The sequence below is a fragment of the Pseudomonas sp. SORGH_AS_0199 genome, from assembly GCF_031453735.1.
Lineage (GTDB): Bacteria > Pseudomonadota > Gammaproteobacteria > Pseudomonadales > Pseudomonadaceae > Chryseomonas > Chryseomonas aestiva.
In genome coordinates this window covers 3,732,415-3,753,328 of the sequence record NZ_JAVJAE010000001.1, presented here as the reverse complement: position 1 = coordinate 3,753,328, position 20,914 = coordinate 3,732,415, and the positions used below count along the sequence as shown (strand labels likewise).

The window sequence follows — 20,914 nt, the reverse complement described above, 5'->3', positions numbered from 1 at the left end:
GTTCGTGCGGGATGCCGAAGTCGGGTCCCGCAGGCAACAACGAAACTTGCTGAACCTATCAGGAGATTCACCATGAGCAATGTACTGTCCCTGGCCCCGCTGTTCCGTCATTCCGTCGGCTTCGACCGGTTCAACGACCTGTTCGAATCCGCGCTGCGCAACGACGCTGGCAGCTCCTATCCGCCCTACAACGTCGAGAAGCACGGTGACGATCAGTATCGCATCGTGATCGCCGCCGCCGGTCTCCAGGAAGATGACCTGGACATCGAAGTCGAGCGTGGCGTGCTCACCGTCAAGGGTGGCCGGCGCGAGAACAGCGCCGCGAGCGTGACCTTTCTGCATCAGGGCATCGCCCAGCGCGCCTTCAAGCTGTCCTTCCGCCTCGCCGACCATATCGAGGTGAAGGGTGCCGATCTCAAGCATGGCCTGCTGAGCATCGAACTGGTGCGCGTGATCCCGGAAGAAGCCAAGCCCAAGCGCATCGCCATCTCCGGCCAGCGCCCGGCCCTGGACAACTGATCGTCCAGGCGTCCTGCCCAAGAGCCCCAGCCCCGCGCTGGGGCTCTTTCGTTTGTGGCGACTGCGCTAGCGATGGTGGCTGAAGAGCTCCAGCAGCACCCCGCGCAACCAGCGATTGCCGGCATCCTGGTGATAGCGCGCGTGCCAGTGCTGCCTGACCGCGAAGCCCTCGACTGGCAGCGGGCATTCGTGGACCCTGAGGCCGTAAGTCTGCGCCAGGGTGGTGCCGATGTGCCGCGGCAGGGTGACGATGAGGTCGGAGTTGCCGACCACCGCGCCGACGCCCAGAAAGCCGGGTAGCTCCAGCACGATGCGGCGCTGCACCCCGGCGCGCAGCAGGCCCGCTTCCAGCAGCTTCTGCCCGGTGCCGGCGCTGACCAGCACATGGCCCTCCTCGGCATAGGCCGTGGCCGTCAGTTGCTCGCCGAGGCGCGGATGGCGGGCGCTGACCAGACACACCCAGTCCTGGGGAAACAGCAGTTGCTGATAGAGGCTGCCGCCCAGCCAGGGAATGAAGCCGACCGCCAGGTCCGCTTCGCCGATTTCCAGCGCCTGTTCGGTGTTGCCGTCGATCCGTGCGACTTCCAGCCGCACCCCGGGCGCCACCTCGCGCAGCTGCGCCAGGATCCGTGGCAGCAGGGTGATGTGACTGGCATCGCTCAGGCAGAGGCGAAACAGCCGCTGGGCAGTGGCGGGCTCGAAGGCGACTTCCCAGGCCACCAGCCGGCGCAGGGATTCGAGCACTTCGCGACATGGGGTGATCAGGGCCTCGGCTTGCGGCGTGGGCTTCATGCCGCCAGGCGTGCGTACGAACAGCGGATCGCGCAGCTGCTGGCGCAACTTGCCCAGCCAGAGGCTGATGGTGGGCTGGCTCTGGCCCAGCTGTTCGGCGGCCCGGGTCACGCTGCCGGTGCGGTAGAGCACCTCGAACAGCATCAGCAGCTTGGGCTCGGGCAGGCCATCCGTGGGTAGCATTATCAGAATTCCTGATGGGCGAATTGAGCTCTTTGTATAGCTCAATAGCAGGCGCGGGCCTAGGGTAGGGCGAAAACAAGGAGCCCGATCCATGAAGATCTGCATCCTCGGGGCCGGTGCCCTGGGCAGCACCTTTGGCGCCTGGTTGAGCGAGGCGGGACACGAGACCTGGCTGCTCAACCGCCCCAATGCCCATATCGAGGCGGTGGCGCGTGACGGCCTGGACATCGAGACCGCCGATGGCCGTCGCCGGGTCCAGGTGCGGGCGGCGGTCAGCGCCGAGGCGGTCGGGGTAGTGGATCTGGTGGTGGTGCTGGTCAAGTCCTTCGCCACCCGCGCGGCCATGAGCCATGCCCGGGCGCTGGTCGGTCCGCATACCCTGGTGCTGTCGTTGCAGAACGGCCTCGGTCACGAAGAGCTGCTGGCCGAGATCGTCGGCCAGGAGCGGGTGATCGCCGGCAAGACCTATGTCGGCGGCGTGCTGCTCGGCCCCGGGCGGATCCGTAGCGGGGTGGCGGGCAAGCGCACGCTCATCGGCGAACTCGACGGTCAGCTCTCGGCACGCGTCCAGGCCGTTGCCGCCGTCTTCGAGGACGCCGGGCTGGCCACCACGGTCAGCAGCAACATCCGCGGCACCCTCTGGGACAAGTTGCTGGTCAACGTCGCCACCGGTGCCCTGACCGGCATCACCCAACTCACCTATGGCCAGCTCTACAGCGAGCCGCAGCTGCGCGACACCGCCTTGCAGGCGGTCGCCGAGGCCATCGCGGTGGCCCGCGCCGCCGGGGTCGAGCTGGGCCTGCGCGAGCCCCAGGCGGCCTGGGAGCTGGCACGGGAAGGGTTGCCGACGTCCTTCAAGACCTCCCTGCTGCAGAGCCTGCAGAAGGGCTCCATCACCGAAATCGACTTCATCAACGGCGCGGTGGTGCGGCTCGGCCAGCAGTACCGCGTGCCCACGCCGGTCAACGCCACCCTGGTCGCCTGCATCAAGGGTATCGAGCGCGCCCTGGCCGACCGACAACAAGAGGACGCCAAACCATGAGCATTCCCAAGGCCTATCTGGAACACGTGGCCATCTGGGTGAAGGACATCCACTGGCATATCCGCTTCTTCCACGAGGTGTTCGGCATGACCCTGCGCGAGGTGCAGGGTACGGTCGAACAGCCCAGTCAGTACTGGACGCTGGGCGGGATGCAATTCATGAGCAAGCCTGACTTCGAAGGCCCCGAGGGGCGCCTGGGTCATCTGGGGCTTATGTGCGAGGACCTCGATGCCGCCCTGGCCGCGGCCCGGCGCTTCGAGGGGGTGGAGCAACTGCCCCAGGGCCACAACTGGCTGCGCCTGCCCGATGGCCTGGCGCTGGAATTCATCCAGGCCGTGCCGGCCCGCGCCGTGCACGACGCCCTGGCCGTCAACGCCCGTCAAGCCGAGTGACAGCGACCATGACCGTACAGGAAAAATATTTCGAGGATGCCCGCGAGGGCGACGAGGCGCTCACGCCGAGTTACCAGGTCACCAGGGAGCGCATCCTGGCCTACGCCGACCTCACCGGTGACCATACCCCGGTCCATGTCGACGAGGCCTATGCCAATGCCAGCCACTTCGGCGGTCTGGTCGCCCATGGCCTGATGGGGCTGTCCATCGCCGACGGCCTCAAGACCCAGTGCGACTACCGCTTCCTGCCAGGCATGTCACTGGGCTGGACCTGGGATTTCCTCCTGCCGATCCGCGTCGGCGACGAATTACACGTCAGGGTGCGCGTCGGCGCCATGCGCCCGAGCAAGAGCAGGCCGGGCTGGGGCATCGTGGGTGCTGCCCTCGGAGCTGATCAACCAGAAGGGCGAGGTGGTCCAGCGCGGCGAACACCGGCTGATGGTGCCGCGGCGGGAGGGCGTGGTATGAGCCAGCCACTGCCGCTGCACGGCCTGAGGGTCATCGACTACAGCCACTTCCTCGCCGGCCCCTATGTGGGGCGCTGCCTGGCGGCCTTGGGCGCCGAGGTGATCAAGGTGGAGCGCCCGGGCAGTGGCGATGCCGGTCGCCAGCACGCCTTCGTCCTCGATGACCAGCAGAGCGGCTATTTCCTGCAACTCAACATGGGCAAGCAGGGCGTCAGCGTCAACATGAAGGACCCGCGCGGCAAGGCCTTCATGCAGCAGCTCTGCGACAGCGCCGACGTCTTTATCGAGAACTACCGACCCGGCGCCCTGGACAGGCTCGGCCTGGGCTATGCGGAACTGTCGGCGCGCAATCCGCGACTGGTGTACTGCTCGATTTCCGCCTACGGCCACACCGGCCCCGACGCCCATCGCGCCGGCTTCGGGCTGATCGCCGAGGCCAAGAGCGGCATCATGCAGATGGTCGGCACGCCCGGCGAGGCCCCGCCATTGCTGCGGATTTCCCTGGGCGACATGTACACCGGTGCCCATGCGGTGGCTGCCATCAACGCGGCGCTGTTGGGGCGGGTCACCAGCGGCCGTGGCCAGCACATCGACATGGCGCTGTATGACACCCTGGTATCGATGCACGAGTACGCCGTGCAGTGCTATACCCTGTCCGGCGGCGAGATCCTGCCGCAGCAGACCGGCCACGACATGCCCACCTCGACCCTCTATGGCGTGTTTCGCGCCCAGGACGGCGACCTGGTGATCGCCGCCCAGGTGGACGACTCCTGGAAGCGCTTCGCCGCCCTGGTCGAACAGGACGCGGACCAGCCGGGCTTTGGCAGCGACCTGCGCTTCCATACCTCCACCGGCCGCAACGCCCATCGCGAAGCCATCCTGCCCATCGTCAAGGCCTGGGTGGCGGCCAATCCGGTCGCACGGCTGCTGGCCCTGCTCGACGAGATCGACGTGCCCTGTGCCAAGGTGCAGCGCATCGACGAGGTGATCGAGGATCCCCAGATCAAGGCGCGCGGCATGATCCAGGAACAGCAGCACCCGCGCTTCGGCACCCTGCGCATGCCCAATCTGCCGTTCCGCTTTTCCGAGTGCGACACCACCATCCAGCAGGTGGCGCCGGACCTGGGCGAGCACAACGCTGCTGTCGCTCAGAGCCTGGGCTACAGCGCGGAAGACATCGCTCGGCTGCAGGCCGACGGCGTGCTGTTCAGCCAGGAGCCCTGCGCATGACCGACCACTACGCGGTGATCGGCCGCCCGATCAACCACACCAAGTCGCCGCTGATCCATGGCCTGTTCGCCGCCACCACCGGGCAAGACCTGGAATACGGCGCCATCGAGGGCTCGCCGGAAGACTTCGCTGGCGACGTGCAGCGCTTTCGCGCCCAGGGCGGGCAAGGCCTGAACGTGACCGCGCCGTTCAAGCTGCAGGCCTTCCAGCTGGCCACCGAGTCCAGCGAAAGGGCACGGCTGGCCCGGGCGGCCAATGCGCTGAAGTTCGAGGGCGAGCGGGTGCTGGCGGAGAACTTCGATGGCATCGGCCTGCTGCGCGACATCGAGGTCAATCTCGGTCAACCCCTGGCCGGCAAGCGGGTGCTTTTGCTGGGCGCCGGTGGTGCGGTGCGTGGCGCCCTGTTGCCCTTTCTCGCCGCCGGACCGACCGAATTGGTGATGGCCAATCGCGATGAGCGGAAGGCGGCTGAGCTAGCCCAGGAGATCAACCATCCGCTGCTGAGCGTAAAGGGCTACGCATCGCTGGAAGGAGAGACCTTCGATCTGGTGGTCAACGCCACCTCTGCCAGCCTGGTTGGCGAACTGCCGCCGGTGCCGGTGGGCGTCTTCACCCAGGCGGCGCTGGCCTATGAACTGGCCTATGGCAAGGGGCTGACGCCCTTCCTGCGCCTGGCCCAGGAGCAGGGCGTGGCGCAGCTGGCCGATGGCGTGGGCATGCTGGTGGAGCAGGCGGCGGAAGCCTTCGCCTGGTGGCGCGGCGTACGCCCCGAGACCCGGCCGGTCATCGACCAGCTGACCCTTCCCCTGACCTGAGCGAACCCATGAAGATCCTGATGCTGCACGGTATCAACCACAACATGTTCGGCAAGCGCGACCCGGCGCAGTACGGCACCGTGACCCTGACCGAGATCGACGCCAGGCTAACGGCCCTGGGCGCGGAACTGGGCGTCGAGGTGGAAAGCTTCCAGAGCAACCACGAGGGGGCGATGGTGGAGTGCATCCATCGGGGCTACGAGGAGGGCGTCGACGCGGTGCTGATCAACGCCGGCGCCTGGACCCACTACAGCTACGGCATCCGCGACGCCCTGGCGATCCTTGCCGTGCCGGTGGTGGAGCTGCACATGTCCAACATCCACGCGCGCGAGGGTTTCCGCCATCATTCGGTATTCGCCGAGATCGTCCTGGGCCAGATCGCCGGCTTCGGCGTGGACAGCTATTTGCTGGCGCTACGCGCGGCAGTGAGCGCGGCCCAGGCCAGGCGGTAACGGGGGCTTGCAGTTCTGCTGCCAGAGAGCCCTGGCCGTGCCGAGGCTTTTTCGTCGAGGCGACCCTCACCCCGGCCCTCTCCCAGAGGGAGAGGGGGAGGTAACGGGGAGCCCCGCGTAGGGTGGAAAACCGCGCAGCGTTTTCCACGCGCCAAGAGTGGTTGCTGAGGCCCTGTTGGGCTTCGCTGCGCTCAACCCCAACCTACGAAAGCATCTCGACGTAGGTTGGTTTGAGGCAGCTCCATCGCCGAAGTCCAACAGCCACAGCCTATCCTCGATAACCGCGCCTACCCGCCGGATTTCCGGGCCTCACCCGCATGCGGCCCCAACTCCCGATGCGGACACTCCCGCCACTGCCTATCCCCCAGGCCTGCGGTGTATTCCGGATGCAGCGGATAGTGCAGCCGATTGTCCGCCCGGCTTGTATCGCCCACCACCAGCAGTTCCACCGGCTCCGTGGTCTCGTTGATGAAGGTATGGGCGACACCGTCGCCGGCCTTGAAGCCAACGCCGTCGCCCGGCTTGAGTCGGTGGGCGTGGCCGTCGATCCAGGCGGTGGGATGACCGGCGATCACATAGACGAATTCGTCTTCGGTGGCCTCGGCATGGGGCCTTGAGGTGCGGCGCCCGGGTGGCAGCCATTCATGGTGGATGCCTAAGCGGGCGAAGCCGAAGTGGCGGCCGAAGGCGGCGCCCAGGGAAAAGCGCTCGTCACTGTCAGGATAGCCGGGGCCATCCGGGGCCTGCAGCTGGGTCCAGTGCACGATCTTGTCGAAATCTTTCCGGGATTGCATGGGGTGCTGCGCCTCGCGGGAAAATAGCTCAAGCTTAGTGGTTTAGGCGGATGCTGCCGCCTCAGGTCTCTTTCGGTGCAGGAACGCGATGCCCAGACTGTCCAGACAACTCCTCGCACTCCTGACCCTGGCGCTGCTCGGTGGCTGTTCACCCGATACGCCGATCAACAGCCCCTACCGCGCTGGAGCCGAAGGCCAGAATACCCTCTATACCGCCTTCACCACCCGTTCGCCGAAGTACCTGGATCCGGCCAGTTCCTATTCAGGCGACGAGACCAACTTCACCTACAACATCTATGAGCCGCTCTACGGCTACCACTACTTCAAGCGGCCCTACGAGCTGATCCCCCGCGGCGCGGAGCGGGTGATCGCGCCCTATTACCTGGACACCCAGGGCCGGCGCCTGCCGGATGATGCACCGCCGGCGCAGATCGCTCAGAGCGTCTACGACATCCCCATCCGCCGCGACGCCCGCTACGCGCCCCACCCGGCCTTTGCCCGCGATGCCCAGGGCAATTACCGTTACTTCCCGATCAAGCCGGACGATCTGGCCGATCGCTACCAGATCCCTGACTTCCCCGAGACCGGCAGCCGCGCCCTGACCGCCGCCGACTACGCCTACGGTCTGCGCCGCCTGGCCAGTCCGCGGCTGGTCTCGCCCAGCTATGCCATCTTCGCCGAGCACCTGGTGGGCATGCAGACGTTTGGCGATGGCCTGCGCGCCGCCGACAAGGCCCTGCGCGCCAGCCTGCCCAAGGGCGCGCCGCTGCCCTGGCTGGACCTGCGCCGGGGCGAGTTGCCCGGGGTCGAGGTGCTGGATGAGCACACCCTTCGCCTGCGGGTGATCGGCAAGTACCCCCAGTTCAACTACTGGCTGGCCATGACCTTCGCCGCGCCGATGCCCTGGGAGGCGGATCGCTTCTACAGCCAGCCGGGCATGACCGAGCACAACCTCGGCTTCAACAGTTGGCCGGTGGGCACCGGCCCCTATCGCCTGGCCGAATCCATCCCCAATCGCCGCCATGTGCTGGCGCGCAATCCCAATTATCACGCCGATCCCTATCCCTGCGAGGGAGAGCCCGAGGATCGCGAACAGGGCCGGCTGGACGATTGCGGCAAGCCTATGCCGCTGATCGACCGCGCGGTGTTCAGCCTGGAAAAGGAAGGGGTGCCGCTGATGGGCAAGTTCATCCAGGGCTACTACGACACCCCCCAGGTCGAGCGCGGCGAATATGGCGTGGCGCTGCGCACCAAGGCCGGTGATTCGGCCGATTCCGCCGAACTCTATCGCGAGCGCGGCCTCAAGTTGCCCACCGCGGTGGAGGCGTCCAACTGGTACCTAGGCTTCAACTGGCTGGATCCGGTGGTGGGGCAGGGCGCCACACCCGAGCAACAGGCACGCAATCGCAAGCTGCGCCAGGCGTTGTCCATCGCCTTCGACTGGGAGAGCTACATCACCGTCTTCCTCAACGGCAACGGCCTGGTCGCCAATGGCCCGCTGCCGCCGGGGGTGCTGGGCTACGAAGCGCCTCCGGCCGGCAGCAACCCGGTGGTCTATCGGTTGGTGGATGGCAAGCCCGAGCGGCGGCCCATCGAAGAGGCCAGGCAGCTGCTGGCCGGACGCCGGCTATCCCGATGGCCGCGACGCCAGGAGCGGGCGGCCGCTGATCCTGCAATACGACGCCCAGAGCAGTGGCGACAGCGCCATGTTCGACTGGATGCGCCAGCAGACCGCCAAGCTGGGTATCCAGCTGGAATTGCGCGGCTCGGACTACAACAGATTCCAGGACAAGATGCGCAAGGGCGCGGCGCAGATCTTCTTCTGGGGCTGGAACGCCGACTATCCCGATGCCGAGAACTTCCTCTTCCTCTTCTACGGCCCCCAGGGCAAGGCCAAGCATGGTGGCGAGAATGCCGGCAACTACAGCAATGCCGAGTACGACCGGCTGTTCGAGCAGATGAAGAGTCTCGACGATGGTCCGGAAAAGGTCGCCCTGATCCGGCGCATGGTCGCCCTCGTGCAGCAGGACGCACCCTGGCTGTTCGGCTGGAATCCCCTGTCGGCCGGGGCCTATCAACAGTGGGTGTACAACGCCAAGCCGACCCAGATGGTGCGCGATCAGCTGCGCTACCTGCGCCTGGACCCGGCGCTGCGCGAGCGCAAGGTGCTGGAGTGGAACCAGCCGGTGCTCTGGCCGCTGTGGCTGCTCTTGGGCCTGGCATTGCTGCTGGCCTGGCCGGCCTGGCGCAGCCTCCGGCGCCGTGACCGCCAGACCGCCTTTGGCGACGACACCGGGGAGGGGCGGTCATGATCGGCTATCTGCTGCGACGCCTGGCCTATGGCGTGCTCATCCTGATCGGGGTGAATCTGCTGACCTTCCTGCTGTTCTTTACCGTCAACACCCCGGACGACATGGCGCGCCTGGCCATCGGTGGCAAGTACGTCACCGCCGAAGCCATCGAGGACTGGAAGGCAGAGCACGGCTACGACAAGCCACTGCTCATCAATACCACCCGTGAAGGAATGGAGCAGTTTACCGATACCCTCTTCTTCGACCGGTCGGTCAGTCTGCTGGTGTTCGACTTCGGCACCTCCGACAGCGGTCGCGACATCGGCCGGGAGATCGCCGAGCGCGCCGGACCGAGCCTGGCGCTGGCGCTGCCGACCTTTGTCCTAGGCCTGGTCGCCAGCGTCGGTTTCGCCCTCCTGCTGGTGTTCTTTCGCGCCACCCGCCTGGACTTCTGGGGCGTGGTGCTCTGCGTGCTGCTGCTGTCGATCTCCTCGCTGTTCTACATCATCGCCGGCCAGTGGCTGTTCGCGAAGATCCTGCGGCTGGTGCCCTATTCGGGTTATGAGGAAGGCTGGAATCTGCTGCGCTTCCTGGCGCTGCCGGTGCTGGTCGCGGTGATTTCCGGGTTGGGCAGCCAGGCGCGCTTCTATCGCGCGCTGTTTCTCGAAGAGATCGGCAAGGACTATGTGCGCACCGCCCGTGCCAAGGGCCTGGCCGAGCGCCAGGTGCTCTTGCGCCATGTCTTGCGCAATGCGGCACTGCCGATCCTTACCGGCGTGGTTTCGGCCATTCCGCTGCTGATCATGGGCAGCCTGATCGCCGAGTCCTTCTTTGGCATTCCCGGCCTGGGCAGCTACACCATCGACGCCATCAACGGCCAGGACTTCGCCGTGGTGCGCACCATGGTGTTCCTCGGCTCGGTGCTCTACATCGTCGGCCTGATCCTGGCGGACCTGTCCTACACCCTCGCCGATCCTCGCGTTCGCTTCAGGTAGCCGCCATGCCGAAATTCGTCTTGCTCTGGACCGACCTCGCCCTCTACCTGCTGGTGGCCGGTACCCTGGTCTACGCCTGGCGCGCGCGTCGCCAGCCGGCCCTGCGCGCCAGTTGGCGGCGGGTGCTGCAGGATGCGCCGGCGATGAGCGCGGCCGTGGTACTGGCCAGCTTCGTCGCCATCGCCCTGCTGGATTCGGTGCACTACCGGCCCCAGTTGCCCGCCACGCCCGTCGCCACGGCGCCGATCTATTCCCCCACGGTGCTCTCGGCCCTCGATGGCCTGCTGGCCGACACCAGCCTGACCCAGCGCGAAAAGACCTATTCCGCGCCACTCGCCACCCACCAGTTCACCAAGGAAACCCTGGGTACCAGCGCCGAGGGCCTGCCGCTGCGCGATTTCCCACGCCTCAGGCATGCCGGCACCACCTTGAGCGATCCCGCTACCGAGTGGCGGGGCGATCTTCTCAAGCGACTGACGTTGGGCCTGCTCGGCGGTCTGGCGCTGGCCCTGGCGACCGCGGCCCTGGCGACGGCACGGTTGCGCGAGACGGGTGGTTTCGCGGTACGTTGCGGACTCATCCTCCGTGGCCACACCGCCACCCCCTGGCGCGCCATCCTGCTGACCTGGCTGGGCGTCTGCCTGGTAACCGGCAGCGTGATCGCCCTGGCCAGCAACTATCACGTGCTGGGCACCGACAGCACCGGCAACGACGTCCTCTACCAGTCGCTCAAGAGCATCCGCACCGCCTTCGTCATCGGCAGCCTGACCACCCTGGCCATGCTGCCGCCGGCGATCGGCTTCGGCCTGGCCGCCGGCTATTTCAAGGGCCGGGTGGACGACGTCATCACCTACCTCTACACCACCCTGACCTCCATCCCCGGGGTGCTGCTGGTGGCGGCCTGCGTGTTGATGATGCAGGTGTTCATCGACCGCCATCCCGAGCTGTTCGACACCGGTGCGGCGCGGGCCGACCTGCGCCTCTTCATGCTCTGCCTGATCCTCGGCCTCACCGGCTGGGCCGGGCTGTGCCGTCTGCTGCGCGCCGAGGCGCTCAAGTTGCGCGAGCTGGAATACGTCCAGGCCGCACGAGCCTTTGGCGTCTCCCACTTCACCATCCTGCGCCGGCACCTGCTGCCCAACGTCTTCTACCTGGTGCTCATCACCCTGACCCTGGAGTTCTCCAGCCTGGTGCTCTACGAGGCGGTGCTGTCCTACCTGGGCATCGGCGTCGACCCGACCATGAATTCCTTTGGCTCCATGATCAACGATGCCCGGACCGAGATGTCCCGTACCCCGATGATCTGGTGGAATCTGCTCAGCGCCTTCGCCTTCATGCTGACCCTGGTGCTGGCGGCCAATCTGTTCGCCGATGCCGTGCGCGACGCCTTCGATCCGCGCAGTCGCCGGCTGAGATCCGCCTGGCTCGGGCGCCGTCCCGGCCAGGGTGAGGTGCAGCCATGACCCCGGTGCTGGAGATTCGCGATCTGCAGATCCTGGTCGAGGGCGAGGAGGGCACACGGCAGGCGGTCCGCGGCCTGAGCCTGGCCATCGCCCGTGGCGAGACCTTCGCCCTGGTCGGGGAATCGGGCAGTGGCAAGAGCGTCACGGCGCTCTCGCTGCTGCGGCTGCTGCCACCGTCGCTGGGTATCGCCCGCGGCGCGGCGCTGCTGGCCGGGACCGACCTGCATCGATTGCCGGAAGGACGCCTGCGCGAACTGCGCGGCGGGCGCGTCGGCACCATCTTCCAGGAGCCCGCCACCAGCCTGAATCCGGTCATGCGCATCGGCGAGCAGATCGAGGAAACCCTGCGCGCCCATACCGCGCTGCGCGGTGCTGCCGCCCGTGCCCGGGTGGTGGAATGGCTGCGCCGGGTCGGCATTCCCGAGCCGGAGCGGCGGATCGACGACTATCCCTTCCAGTTCTCCGGTGGCCAGAAGCAGCGCATCATGCTCGCCCTGGCACTGGCCGCCGAACCGGACCTGCTGATCGCCGACGAACCCACCACGGCGCTGGACGTCACCGTCCAGGCGCAGATCCTCACGCTGCTGGCCGACATCCAGCGCGAACTGGGCATGGCCATCCTGCTCATCACCCACGATCTGGCGGTGGTGCGCCAGGTGGCCGATCACGTGGCCCTGATGCGCCATGGCGAGATCGTCGAGAGCGCCCCTGCCGCGGAGTTCTTCGAGGCGCCCCGGCATCCCTATGCCCGCGAGCTGTTCGCCGCCATTCCCACCTTCGCCAAGCGCGGCCAGACCCTGGCCGGCACCCCGCGTGCCCTGCCGCAGCGCCAGCCGGGCGCGCGGCTGCTGGAGGTGCGTGAGCTGGCCGTGCACTATCCGCTCCGCCGCGGGGCCTGGGGTCGAACGCGGGACTGGGTCAGGGCGGTGGACGGGGTGAGCTTCGACCTGCACGCGGGCGAGACCCTGGCGCTGCTGGGCGAGTCCGGGTGCGGCAAGACCACCACCGGCAAGGCGCTGCTGCGCCTGCTCGATGGACCGCGCATCAGCGGCAGCGCCCAGCTGGGCGGCGAGGACCTGCTCACGACCGATCGGCGTACCCTGCAGCGGCTACGGCGGCAGATCCAGATCGTCTTCCAGGATCCCTTCGCCTCGCTGGATCCGCGCATGCGCATCGGCGCTACCCTGGAGCAGGGCTTGCTGGCGCTGCGGCCGGAGCTGGATGCCGCCGAGCGCCAGCGCCGCGCCGCGGCCCTGGTGGAGCGGGTCGGGCTGCCCGGCGACACCCTGCAGCGCTTCGCCCACGAATTTTCCGGCGGCCAGCGGCAGCGTATCGCCATCGCCCGGGCGCTGATCGTCGAGCCGCAGGTGCTGGTATGCGACGAACCCACCTCGGCGCTCGACGTCTCGGTGCAGGCGCAGATCCTCGATCTCCTGCGCGAGCTCCAGGCGGAGCGGGGCCTCGCCTATCTGTTCATTACCCACAATTTCGGCGTGGTCGAGTACCTGGCCGATCGCATCGCGGTGATGGACGGCGGTCGCATCGTCGAACAGGGCAGCGCCGAACGGGTGCTGCGTGCGCCCGCTCACGCCATGACCCAGCGCCTGCTGGCCGCCGTGCCGCGCCTGGATTTCGGGACCCCGTCATGAATTTTCCACCGCGCATCGCCCTGGCCGACTTCGCGCTGGTCTGGCCGCAACCGCGCCTGGCCGAGGCCTTCGCCGAGGCGCTGAACTGGAGCTATGCCGAGCATCGCCGCTTCCTCGGCTGGGCCCGGGAACACACCACGGTCGCCCAGGCCCGCGACAGTCTGCTCGCCGCGCGCGGTGCCTTCACCCTGGCCCAGGGCGAGAAACGCTACTTCCTGGTGCGCGGTGACGCGTTGCTCGGCTGCCTGGGGCTCACGCCACTGGACGGCGGGCGGCGCTACGAGATCGGCTACTGGCTGCACAGCCTGCATACCGGCCAGGGCCTGATGACCGCCGCGCTGCGCTACTTCGTCGAGCAGCGCGGCGAAGTGGGGCTCTATCTCACCACCTCGGCCGCCAACGACTCCAGCCAACGGCTCGCCGAGCGGGTGGGTTTCCGGCGCGTGCGGGTGCTGGAAAACGATCGGCAAGGTCCGGACGGGCAGCGCTGCGCCATCTGGGTCTATGAATTGCCACCGCAGGTGAAGCCATGACCGCCCTGAGCGTTCCGCTGCAGTATCCGCCCCGCTTCGCCGTGACCGAGGCGGTGGAACTGATCGACCTGACCCTGGCCGATCCTGGCGCGGTAGCCGACTACTATCGGCGCAATCGTCAGCACCTGGCGCTGTCGATGCCACGGCGCTCGGATGCCTTCTATACCCTGGCGCAATGGCAGGGGCAGGTAGCGGCGTACCGCGCCGGCGGCCCAGGCCTGAGCGAATTGCGCCTGGTGCTGCGGGCGGGGCCGCTGGTGATAGGTACGGTGAATTTCAGCCAGATGGTTCGCGGCGGTTTCCAGGCCTGCTACCTAGGCTATGGCCTGGATGCAGCCTGGCAGGGACGGGGGCTGATGCGCCAGGCGGTGCGCCTGGGGCGGGACTTCGTCATCGCCGAGCTGGGCCTGAATCGGATCATGGCCAACCATCTGCCGGAGAACACCCGCAGCGCTCATCTGCTGACCCGTCTCGGCTTCGAGCGCGAGGGCCTGGCGCGGCGCTATCTGGAGATCGACGGGGTCTGGCGGGATCACGTGCTGACCAGCTATGTGCGTCCCGCCCCCTGAATGAAAACCGGCGGCACCTGGCCGCCGGACTTCCCTCAGACCCGCGCCGCGGTGACGGCCGCCGAGCCCCAGGTGGTGCGCCAGCGGCGCTTGACGCTGAGCAGGCCGAACCAGGCGAGCACGCCGAGGGCAGCGAACAGCCAGAGGCCCAGCTGATAGTCGCCGGTGGCCTGCTTGACCGCGCCCAGGCCGGCGGTGAGGGCGAAGCCGCCGATGCCGCCCGCCATGCCAATCAGTCCGGTCATGACGCCGATTTCCTTGCGGAAGCGCTGGGGGACCAGCTGGAACACCGCGCCATTGCCAGCACCCAGGCTGAGCATGGCGACCACGAACAGCGCAAGGGCGGCCATGGCGCTGGGCAGGTGGAAACCCACAGCGGCGATGCAGATGGCCGCGACGGTGTACATGCCGAGCAGCGCGCGGATGCCGCCGATGCGGTCGGCCAGGGCGCCACCCAGGGGCCGCATCAGGCTGCCACCGAAGACACAGGCCGCGGTGTAGTAGCCGGCAACCACCGGCTCCAGGGCGTACTGGTCATGGAAGTAGCCGGGCAGGGTGCTGGCGAGGCCGAGGAAGCCGCCGAAGGTCACGCTGTAGAAGAACATGAACCACCAGCTGTCCTGGTCGCCCAGGGCGCGGCCATAGTCCGCCAGCTTCTTCGGCGCCGGGCGTTCCGGGGCGTTGCGGGCGCAGAGCGCGAAGACCACCAGGGTCAGGATCAGCGGGATCAGCGCGAAGCCGAACACGTTGGTCCAGCCAAAGGCCTTGGCCAGTGCCGGGGCGAAGAGGGCGGCGAACACCGTACCCGAGTTGCCCGCGCCAGCGATGCCCAGGGCCTTGCCCTGGTGCTGCGGCGGATACCACTGGGAGGCCAGCGGCAGGGCCACGGCAAAGGAGGCGCCGGCGAAGCCGAGGAACAGGCCCAGCACCAGGGTCTGCTCATAGCTGTGCACGCCATGCTGCCAGGCCACCAGCAGCGCCAGGATCACCACCACCTGGCCGATGATGCCGGCGGTCTTGGGTGACAGTCGATCGGCGACGAAGCCCAGAATCAGGCGCAGGACAGCGCCGGCGAGGATGGGCGTCGCCACCATCATGCTGCGCTGCTGGGTGGTCAGCTGCAGGTCGGTGGCGATCTGCACGGCCATGGGGCCGAGCACGTACCAGACCATGAAACTCAGGTCGAAGTAGAGGAAGGCGGCGAACAGGGTCGGCGCATGGCCGGCTTTCCAGAAACTGGGACTCATGGAGGCACCTCGGGCACGTCACGGGCATGAAAAAGGCGCCAGTCACCCTTGCCCGTTGCCGGGAGGTGAACTGACGCCTTTGTCGATTGGGGTGACCGCCGTTGGCCACCGCTACCCAGGTCTTTGCAAGAGCGAAGCCAAGTTGCGCAAGCCCAGTGTTAACAGGTGATCGCGATATTGGCAGCGTCTGAATCGGTCAAGGCGCTGCACAAGGATTGAGCGCCGTCACGGCGGGTTGCCCCTTGTTGGCGCTTGTGAAGAAGTAGTGTGGGCTAGGTTGGATCGCGGCCATGGGCCGCTCCTACGGGTACAGCAGCGTCTGTAGGAGCGGCCCGTGGCCGCGATAACACGCTCAATGCCTTACCTCCATTCGGTGTATTGCCTGCACCGCCACGCACTGATGGACAGGGCAGTACGCCGACAAGGCGGCTCCGGGTGGTTACTTCGCGTACTTGGTCTGCAGCGCCTTGGCTTCCTGGAGGTGGTGCTCCAGCTTCGGCAGGGTCTTCTCGGCGAAGGCCTTGAGCGCGGCGTCATCGCCGGTCTTGGCTTCGTTGCGGAAGATCTCGATGGTCTGCTCATGGGCCACGACTTGGTTGTTGGCATAGGAGCGATCGAAGGAATCGTCACGCACCTGCAGGATCATGGCCTTGGCCTTGTCCATCAGCTCGGCGTCGGTGGAGACTTTCAGCTTCTTCTCCTGGGCCAGGCTCTTGAGCTGCTCGTTGGCCTTGGTGTGATCGTCGATCATGCTCTGGGCGAAGGTCTTGATGTCCTGGGACTGGCTCTTTTCCAGGGCCAGCTTGCCTGCCTCGATCTCAGCGATGCCCTTGGCCGAGGCGTCGTCGACGAATTCGGCCGGAGACAGCTTGTCGGCGGCCTGGGCCAGACCGGCACCGGCAGCCAGCAGGATGGCGAGGGACAGGCTGGAGGCTTTCTTCAGCATGGGCGTCATGGACGTGCTCCTGATTTTCTTGGCAGTAAGGGAAGGGCGTCACCGGCTGGCAGTGAACGCGCCTGCAAAATGGGACCTGCCTAAAAAGTCATACGTTCCCTGAAGAAAGCGTGCGAAGCCAGATCAGGTGCGGCTTACGCTTGAGCGAAACGCTTCGTAGGCGTCGAAATCGAAGCGCGTCGCCGAGACGATCTGGCTCTGTTTCAGGGTCAGGTAGATGTCCTTGCCCTTGTCCGCATAGTGGGTGGTGAAGGTCACCCAGAGTTTGTCCTTGTCGCGGTAGCCACTCATGATCGGCTTGATGCAGACGTCCTGGTCGGCCCCTTCCGTTTCGCTAGGCTCGCCGAGGGTAGTGATACGGCCGACATACACCTTGCGCTCTTCCAGGGTCAGCATCAGCGTCTCCCTGTTGATGGAGGCGGTCATCAGCAGATCGTCCAGCGGACTGTCCTTGAGGATCCCGGCGAGGATGAAGGTACGGTAGTTGTCCTCGCTCAGGCCGTACTTGCGCTTGATGGTCCAGCGCGCCAGCGCGGCCCAGGCGCCGGGGATCAGCAGGGCGGTCACCGTCACCACCAGGATCCAGGCGGCCTGCAGCGGGTCATCCAGGGTGCCAGTGCGGCGCAGCAGCTCGGCGAGACCGGCGAAGTAGTCGAGAGAGAAGGTTCGCGCGCCCCATGACCAGTGGCGGCCCTGCAGGACTTGGGCGATGCCCAGGTGCAGGATCACGGCGAGCAGGGTGCAGAACAGCCCGAAACGGGCGCTCTGCAGATAGAGGTACTGGCCCTCGTAGCGATGCAGGCGATAGAAATAGAGCGGATGCTTGTGGCAGACGAGAAAGCCACTGACCAGGATCGGCAGGAGCAGCAGCAGGAACATCAGCGGTTGATGAGCCGCCGGGCGCGGTCCAGGTCTTCCTTGAATTCGGGGGAGTCAAAGACCTCCGCCGGATCGATGCGCAGGGTGCCGCGGCCGACCACGCGCATGGACTTGTAGGAGTTGTTGATGCTCGCGGCCAGCTTGAGATCGTCCGCGGAGGGCGATTTGAGCAGGTTGAACAGGCGTTTCAGCATGACGATATCCTGGGGATGCACTAGGCGCTTATAGCTTGGAACACCCGGACTGACAAGAATTCGCCGCGCCGCCAGTCGACGGCGCGGCGAAGACTCAGGCCGGCTCGACGCCGGATTTGCGCGGGGCCGCCTTGGGCAGCAGGCCGTCGGCGCGGAACATCTGCTTGATGCCGCGCACCGCCTGGCGGATGCGGTCCTGGTTCTCGATCAGGGCGAAGCGCACATGGTCGTCGCCATAGTCACCGAAGCCCAACCCCGGCGAGACGCAGACCTTGGCCTCGGCCAGCAGCTTCTTGGCGAATTCCAGCGACCCCAGGTGGGCATAGGGCTCGGGAATCCTGGCCCAGACGTACATCGACGCCTTGGGATTCTCGACCATCCAGCCGGCTTCATGCAGGCCGCGCACCAGCACATCGCGGCGCTGCTGGTACTGCTGGGCGATGTCGCGCACGCACTGCTGGTCGCCCTCCAGGGCGGCGATGGCGGCCACCTGCAGCGGGGTGAAGGTGCCGTAGTCGTGATAGCTCTTGATCCGCGCCAGGGCGGCGACCAGCTCGGGATTGCCGACCATGAAGCCGATCCGCCAGCCGGCCATGTTGTAGCTCTTGGACAGGGTGAAGAATTCCACCGCGATGTCCTTAGCGCCGGGCACCTGCATGATGGAGGGCGCCTGCCAGCCGTCGAAGACGATGTCGGCATAGGCCAGGTCGTGCACCACCAGCACGTTGTAGCGCTTGGCCAGTTCCACCACGCGCTCGAAGAAATCCAGCTCCACGCACTGGGCGGTGGGGTTGGAGGGGAAGCCGAGGATCATCATCTTCGGCTTGGGAATGCTCTCGCGGATGGCCCGCTCCAGTTCGGCGAAGAAGTCCATGCCCTGCACCAGGGGCACCGAACGCACCTGGGCGCCGGCAATCACCGCGCCGTAGATGTGGATCGGATAGCTTGGGTTGGGCACGAGCACGGTGTCGCCGGCATCCAGGGTGGCCAGCATCAGATGCGCCAGGCCTTCCTTGGAACCTATGGTGACGATGGCTTCGCTGTCGGCATCGATTTCCACCTGATAACGGTCGCGATACCAGTGGGAGATGGCGCGACGCAGACGCGGAATGCCCTTGGAGCTGGAATAGCCGTGGGTGTCCTCGCGCTGGGCGACCTGGCAGAGCTTCTCGACGATGTGCGGCGGGGTCGGACCGTCGGGATTGCCCATGGACAGGTCGATGATGTCCTCACCGCGACGGCGCGCGGCCATCTTGAGTTCGGCGGTGATGTTGAAGACATAGGGGGGCAGGCGATCGATGCGCGCAAAGCGGCGCACGGGACTGGAATCAGTCATGCGTTCCTCGAAGTACGTAAGCGCCCGGAACCGTCCGAGCGACGTGGGTCACAGGAGGTGACCTGCCGCGGACATTAGCCGCAGGTCGCTGCGCTTGTCGAGGAAAAAATCTGACTGGTCCGCGCGGCCTGTCTCAGCCGAGCAATTCGCTCATGGCGATGATCTGGTCGGCCACCTGGATCAGCTTCTGCTGCTTGCTCATGGCCTGGCGGCGCATCAGGGTATAGGCCTCGTCCTCGCTGCAACCGCGCATCTTCATCAGCAGGCCCTTGGCCTGGTCGACCTTCTTGCGCTCCAGCAACTGCTGCTCGCGGGCCTGGAGTTCGGCGCGCAGGGCCTGGTCGGTCTCGAAACGGGCGCGGGCCACATCGATGATGGCCTGCAGGCGGCTGGTCTGGATGCCCTCGACGATGTAGGCGCTGACCCCGGACTGGATGGCCCGGCGCATCACCGCCGGGTCGTGCTCGTCGGTGAACATGACGATGGGGCGTGGCCGGTCGCGGGTGACCAGGCAGACCTGTTCCATGACGTCGCGACCGGGTGATTGGGTGTCGAACAGGATGACGTCCGGCCGCAGGGCCTCGATGCGCGCGGGCAGGTCGATGGTCAGGCCGGATTCCTCGATGACCTCGAAACCGGCTTCGATCAGCGCGGCCTTGAGACGGCCGACCTGCTTGGGGGTGTCGTCGATGAGCAAGATGCGCAAGGTCGTTCTCCCTAGTGATCGCTGAGCGCGTGGATGGCGAAGCTGCGGGCGTAACCGGCCGGATCGCTGCCGTCCCAGATGCGACCGTCGAACAGGGTGCTGCGGCGCCGGGTCGGCGGCACCGCCAGACCGAGGTCGGTGGCAGCCTGCCGGTACAGTTCGGTGCATTGCACGGCCTCGGCGATGGTCAGGTAATCCGGCTCCTCGCGTAGCAAACCCCAGCGGCGGAACTGGGTAAGGAACCAGAGGCCGTCGGACAGGTATGGCGGATTGACCGTGCCCTGGCGATGGAAGGCCAGGGGATGCTCGTCCTCCCAGTGGCCATCGAGGCCGTCTTCGTAGTGACCGAGAAAGCGCTGGGCGAGCAACGCCGGATCGGTATCCACATAGTCGGCGCCGCTGATCAGCTGGGCGGTGCCCAGGCGATTCTCACGACTTTCCTCGATGAAGCGGCTGGCATCAAGCAGGGTGCGGATCAGCGCCCGGGCGGTGTTGGGATAGCGCTCGGCGAAGCTGCCGGTGCAGGCCAGCACCTTTTCCGGGTGGTCCGGCCAGATGGCCTGGGTGGTGGTCAGGGTGAAGCCCTGGCCGCGCGCCACGGCGGCAGCGCCCCAGGGTTCGCCGACGCAGAAGCCGTCGACTCGGCCGGCAGCCAGGTGCTCGGGCATCTGCGGCGGTGGCACCAGTGCGGTACGCACGTCCTTGAGGGGATGAATGCCCTGGGCGGCGAGCCAGTAGTAGAGCCAGAAGATATGGGTGCCGGTGGGAAAGGTGTGCGCCAGGGTCAGCGGCCGGGCATCCGGCTGGCGAATCCGCTCGACCAGGGAGGCCGTATCCCGGACGCCTTCCCGGGTCAGGCTGCGGGCCAGGTTGAGGCTCTGACCGTTCTGCGCCAGGCTCATGAGCACCGCCATCGGCGTGGCGGCGGCACCGCCCAGTCCGAGCTGGGCGCCATAGACCAGGCCATAGAGGCAATGCGCGGCATCGAGCTGGCCATTGAGCAGGTTGTCGCGCAGCGCCGACCAGGAGGGCTGGCGGTGCAGATTGAGTGTCAGGCCATGGGGTTCGCCAAAGCCCTGGGTCGCCGCCACGATCAGCGAGGCGGCATCGCTCAGGGGCAGGAAGCCCAGATTGAGCTCGGGCTTTTCCGGGGCATCCGAACCCGCGACCCAGAGATGCGCGGCGTGGGGGGAAGGCTGGGCAGGCATGGTGTCTCCGGCGGCTGACGGACGTCCAGGCACCGCTTTGTGCACCGCTGTGGACGTCTCGGCTTGAGCCTGCACCATTTTGGTGACAGGCACGGCACCATCACCGGGCGCTCTCACGGCCACGGCGCCTGCCGGACAGCGCCTCTGCGGCGGTCCGCGGCGCGGCGGGAGGAGGGGCGCCGGCTGAGGTCTGACAGAGAAAG

The 20,914-nt window shown here is 66.8% G+C and carries 21 protein-coding genes and 2 pseudogenes; 14 read left to right on the top strand and 9 right to left on the bottom strand.

The features are described 5' to 3' along the window. The first annotated feature begins 72 nt into the window (after positions 1-72). Complete coding sequence (locus QE444_RS17570; protein ID WP_309740349.1) at positions 73-519, top strand: Hsp20 family protein; 447 nt, start codon at positions 73-75, stop codon at positions 517-519. A gap of 66 nt (positions 520-585) precedes the next feature. On the opposite strand, the gene QE444_RS17565 is transcribed toward QE444_RS17570, so the two are convergent. Continuing rightward, entirely contained in the window at positions 586-1,494 is a 909-nt protein-coding gene (locus QE444_RS17565; protein WP_133861173.1) for a LysR family transcriptional regulator, read from the bottom strand. Between the two features lie 91 nt (positions 1,495-1,585). On the opposite strand from QE444_RS17565, the gene QE444_RS17560 reads away from it, so the two are divergent. The 6 genes and pseudogenes from QE444_RS17560 to aroQ all read left to right on the top strand — a co-directional run bounded on the left by QE444_RS17560 (position 1,586) and on the right by aroQ (position 5,892). Further along, on the top strand, positions 1,586-2,536 hold the full coding sequence (locus tag QE444_RS17560; RefSeq protein ID WP_309740347.1) for a ketopantoate reductase family protein: 951 nt from the start codon (positions 1,586-1,588) through the stop codon (positions 2,534-2,536). Then, entirely contained in the window at positions 2,533-2,928 is a 396-nt protein-coding gene (locus QE444_RS17555) for a VOC family protein (RefSeq protein ID WP_208691755.1), read from the top strand. Before QE444_RS17560 ends, QE444_RS17555 begins: the two co-directional genes overlap by 4 nt. 8 nt (positions 2,929-2,936) lie before the next feature. Continuing rightward, positions 2,937-3,396: pseudogene (locus QE444_RS17550) on the top strand (MaoC family dehydratase). Continuing rightward, complete coding sequence (locus QE444_RS17545; protein WP_187979737.1) at positions 3,393-4,625, top strand: CaiB/BaiF CoA-transferase family protein; 1,233 nt, start codon at positions 3,393-3,395, stop codon at positions 4,623-4,625. The pseudogene QE444_RS17550 and the gene QE444_RS17545 overlap by 4 nt, the downstream one beginning before the upstream one ends. Then, positions 4,622-5,440: a shikimate dehydrogenase gene (gene aroE / locus QE444_RS17540; protein ID WP_187979736.1), complete on the top strand. Its 819-nt coding sequence runs from the start codon at positions 4,622-4,624 to the stop codon at positions 5,438-5,440. The genes QE444_RS17545 and aroE overlap by 4 nt, the downstream gene beginning before the upstream one ends. A gap of 8 nt (positions 5,441-5,448) precedes the next feature. Continuing rightward, positions 5,449-5,892: a type II 3-dehydroquinate dehydratase gene (gene aroQ, locus QE444_RS17535; protein ID WP_309740343.1), complete on the top strand. Its 444-nt coding sequence runs from the start codon at positions 5,449-5,451 to the stop codon at positions 5,890-5,892. Positions 5,893-6,179: 287 nt separating this feature from the next. On the opposite strand, the gene QE444_RS17530 is transcribed toward aroQ, so the two are convergent. Further along, positions 6,180-6,686 (bottom strand): cupin domain-containing protein, encoded by a 507-nt coding sequence (locus tag QE444_RS17530; protein WP_309740341.1) that lies wholly within the window; start codon positions 6,684-6,686, stop codon positions 6,180-6,182. An 88-nt stretch (positions 6,687-6,774) separates the two neighbouring features. Here QE444_RS17530 and QE444_RS17525 point away from each other — a divergent pair. The 7 genes and pseudogenes from QE444_RS17525 to QE444_RS17495 form a co-directional block, all read left to right on the top strand. Beyond that, positions 6,775-8,244, top strand: a pseudogene (locus tag QE444_RS17525) (ABC transporter substrate-binding protein); the annotation flags it as partial. Further along, positions 8,177-8,998, top strand: a complete 822-nt coding sequence (locus tag QE444_RS17520; protein WP_309742023.1) for an ABC transporter substrate-binding protein — start codon at positions 8,177-8,179, stop codon at positions 8,996-8,998. The pseudogene QE444_RS17525 and the gene QE444_RS17520, both read left to right, overlap by 68 nt. Next, the gene (locus tag QE444_RS17515; protein WP_208691750.1) at positions 8,995-9,972 is read left to right on the top strand and encodes an ABC transporter permease; all 978 of its coding nucleotides are present in this window, start codon (positions 8,995-8,997) and stop codon (positions 9,970-9,972) included. Before QE444_RS17520 ends, QE444_RS17515 begins: the two co-directional genes overlap by 4 nt. A 5-nt stretch (positions 9,973-9,977) precedes the next feature. Continuing rightward, a complete protein-coding gene (locus tag QE444_RS17510) occupies positions 9,978-11,435 on the top strand; it encodes an ABC transporter permease (protein WP_309740337.1) in 1,458 nt (485 codons plus the stop codon). Then, positions 11,432-13,084, top strand: coding sequence for a dipeptide ABC transporter ATP-binding protein (locus QE444_RS17505; protein WP_309740335.1), 1,653 nt, complete (start codon positions 11,432-11,434; stop codon positions 13,082-13,084). The genes QE444_RS17510 and QE444_RS17505 overlap by 4 nt, the downstream gene beginning before the upstream one ends. Further along, complete coding sequence (locus QE444_RS17500; RefSeq protein WP_309740332.1) at positions 13,081-13,617, top strand: GNAT family N-acetyltransferase; 537 nt, start codon at positions 13,081-13,083, stop codon at positions 13,615-13,617. The genes QE444_RS17505 and QE444_RS17500 overlap by 4 nt, the downstream gene beginning before the upstream one ends. Beyond that, complete coding sequence (locus QE444_RS17495) at positions 13,614-14,186, top strand: GNAT family N-acetyltransferase (RefSeq protein WP_273862318.1); 573 nt, start codon at positions 13,614-13,616, stop codon at positions 14,184-14,186. The genes QE444_RS17500 and QE444_RS17495 overlap by 4 nt, the downstream gene beginning before the upstream one ends. Positions 14,187-14,221: 35 nt before the next feature. On the opposite strand, the gene QE444_RS17490 is transcribed toward QE444_RS17495, so the two are convergent. The 7 genes from QE444_RS17490 to QE444_RS17460 form a co-directional block, all read right to left on the bottom strand. Beyond that, entirely contained in the window at positions 14,222-15,433 is a 1,212-nt protein-coding gene (locus QE444_RS17490) for a nitrate/nitrite transporter (RefSeq protein WP_309740330.1), read from the bottom strand. Positions 15,434-15,872: 439 nt separating this feature from the next. Continuing rightward, positions 15,873-16,388 (bottom strand): DUF4142 domain-containing protein, encoded by a 516-nt coding sequence (locus tag QE444_RS17485; RefSeq protein ID WP_017642172.1) that lies wholly within the window; start codon positions 16,386-16,388, stop codon positions 15,873-15,875. 123 nt (positions 16,389-16,511) lie between these two features. Further along, the gene (locus QE444_RS17480; RefSeq protein ID WP_133861156.1) at positions 16,512-17,267 is read right to left on the bottom strand and encodes a hypothetical protein; all 756 of its coding nucleotides are present in this window, start codon (positions 17,265-17,267) and stop codon (positions 16,512-16,514) included. Next, positions 17,267-17,461, bottom strand: coding sequence for a hypothetical protein (locus QE444_RS17475; RefSeq protein ID WP_273862316.1), 195 nt, complete (start codon positions 17,459-17,461; stop codon positions 17,267-17,269). The genes QE444_RS17480 and QE444_RS17475 overlap by 1 nt, the downstream gene beginning before the upstream one ends. A gap of 94 nt (positions 17,462-17,555) precedes the next feature. Further along, positions 17,556-18,797 (bottom strand): alanine transaminase, encoded by a 1,242-nt coding sequence (alaC, locus tag QE444_RS17470; protein WP_187979727.1) that lies wholly within the window; start codon positions 18,795-18,797, stop codon positions 17,556-17,558. 133 nt (positions 18,798-18,930) lie between these two features. Further along, on the bottom strand, positions 18,931-19,503 hold the full coding sequence (locus QE444_RS17465) for an ANTAR domain-containing response regulator (protein WP_027599890.1): 573 nt from the start codon (positions 19,501-19,503) through the stop codon (positions 18,931-18,933). 11 nt (positions 19,504-19,514) lie between these two features. Further along, entirely contained in the window at positions 19,515-20,711 is a 1,197-nt protein-coding gene (locus QE444_RS17460) for a CmpA/NrtA family ABC transporter substrate-binding protein (protein WP_280306337.1), read from the bottom strand. Between the last annotated feature and the right edge of the window lie 203 nt (positions 20,712-20,914).

Excerpts from the sequence above, each read along its gene's own strand:
- QE444_RS17530 (WP_309740341.1), bottom strand. The coding sequence starts at position 6,686 with ATGCAATCCCGGAAAGATTTCGACAAGATCGTGCACTGGACCCAGCTG.
- QE444_RS17545 (WP_187979737.1), top strand. The coding sequence starts at position 3,393 with ATGAGCCAGCCACTGCCGCTGCACGGCCTGAGGGTCATCGACTACAGC.
- QE444_RS17505 (WP_309740335.1), top strand. The coding sequence starts at position 11,432 with ATGACCCCGGTGCTGGAGATTCGCGATCTGCAGATCCTGGTCGAGGGC.
- QE444_RS17485 (WP_017642172.1), bottom strand. The coding sequence starts at position 16,388 with ATGACGCCCATGCTGAAGAAAGCCTCCAGCCTGTCCCTCGCCATCCTG.
- QE444_RS17475 (WP_273862316.1), bottom strand. The coding sequence starts at position 17,461 with ATGCTGAAACGCCTGTTCAACCTGCTCAAATCGCCCTCCGCGGACGAT.
- QE444_RS17515 (WP_208691750.1), top strand. The coding sequence starts at position 8,995 with ATGATCGGCTATCTGCTGCGACGCCTGGCCTATGGCGTGCTCATCCTG.
- QE444_RS17460 (WP_280306337.1), bottom strand. The coding sequence starts at position 20,711 with ATGCCTGCCCAGCCTTCCCCCCACGCCGCGCATCTCTGGGTCGCGGGT.
- QE444_RS17520 (WP_309742023.1), top strand. The coding sequence starts at position 8,177 with ATGGCCCGCTGCCGCCGGGGGTGCTGGGCTACGAAGCGCCTCCGGCCG.
- QE444_RS17555 (WP_208691755.1), top strand. The coding sequence starts at position 2,533 with ATGAGCATTCCCAAGGCCTATCTGGAACACGTGGCCATCTGGGTGAAG.
- alaC (WP_187979727.1), bottom strand. The coding sequence starts at position 18,797 with ATGACTGATTCCAGTCCCGTGCGCCGCTTTGCGCGCATCGATCGCCTG.
- QE444_RS17500 (WP_309740332.1), top strand. The coding sequence starts at position 13,081 with ATGAATTTTCCACCGCGCATCGCCCTGGCCGACTTCGCGCTGGTCTGG.
- QE444_RS17560 (WP_309740347.1), top strand. The coding sequence starts at position 1,586 with ATGAAGATCTGCATCCTCGGGGCCGGTGCCCTGGGCAGCACCTTTGGC.
- QE444_RS17480 (WP_133861156.1), bottom strand. The coding sequence starts at position 17,267 with ATGTTCCTGCTGCTGCTCCTGCCGATCCTGGTCAGTGGCTTTCTCGTC.
- QE444_RS17510 (WP_309740337.1), top strand. The coding sequence starts at position 9,978 with ATGCCGAAATTCGTCTTGCTCTGGACCGACCTCGCCCTCTACCTGCTG.
- aroQ (WP_309740343.1), top strand. The coding sequence starts at position 5,449 with ATGAAGATCCTGATGCTGCACGGTATCAACCACAACATGTTCGGCAAG.
- QE444_RS17570 (WP_309740349.1), top strand. The coding sequence starts at position 73 with ATGAGCAATGTACTGTCCCTGGCCCCGCTGTTCCGTCATTCCGTCGGC.
- QE444_RS17490 (WP_309740330.1), bottom strand. The coding sequence starts at position 15,433 with ATGAGTCCCAGTTTCTGGAAAGCCGGCCATGCGCCGACCCTGTTCGCC.
- QE444_RS17495 (WP_273862318.1), top strand. The coding sequence starts at position 13,614 with ATGACCGCCCTGAGCGTTCCGCTGCAGTATCCGCCCCGCTTCGCCGTG.
- aroE (WP_187979736.1), top strand. The coding sequence starts at position 4,622 with ATGACCGACCACTACGCGGTGATCGGCCGCCCGATCAACCACACCAAG.
- QE444_RS17565 (WP_133861173.1), bottom strand. The coding sequence starts at position 1,494 with ATGCTACCCACGGATGGCCTGCCCGAGCCCAAGCTGCTGATGCTGTTC.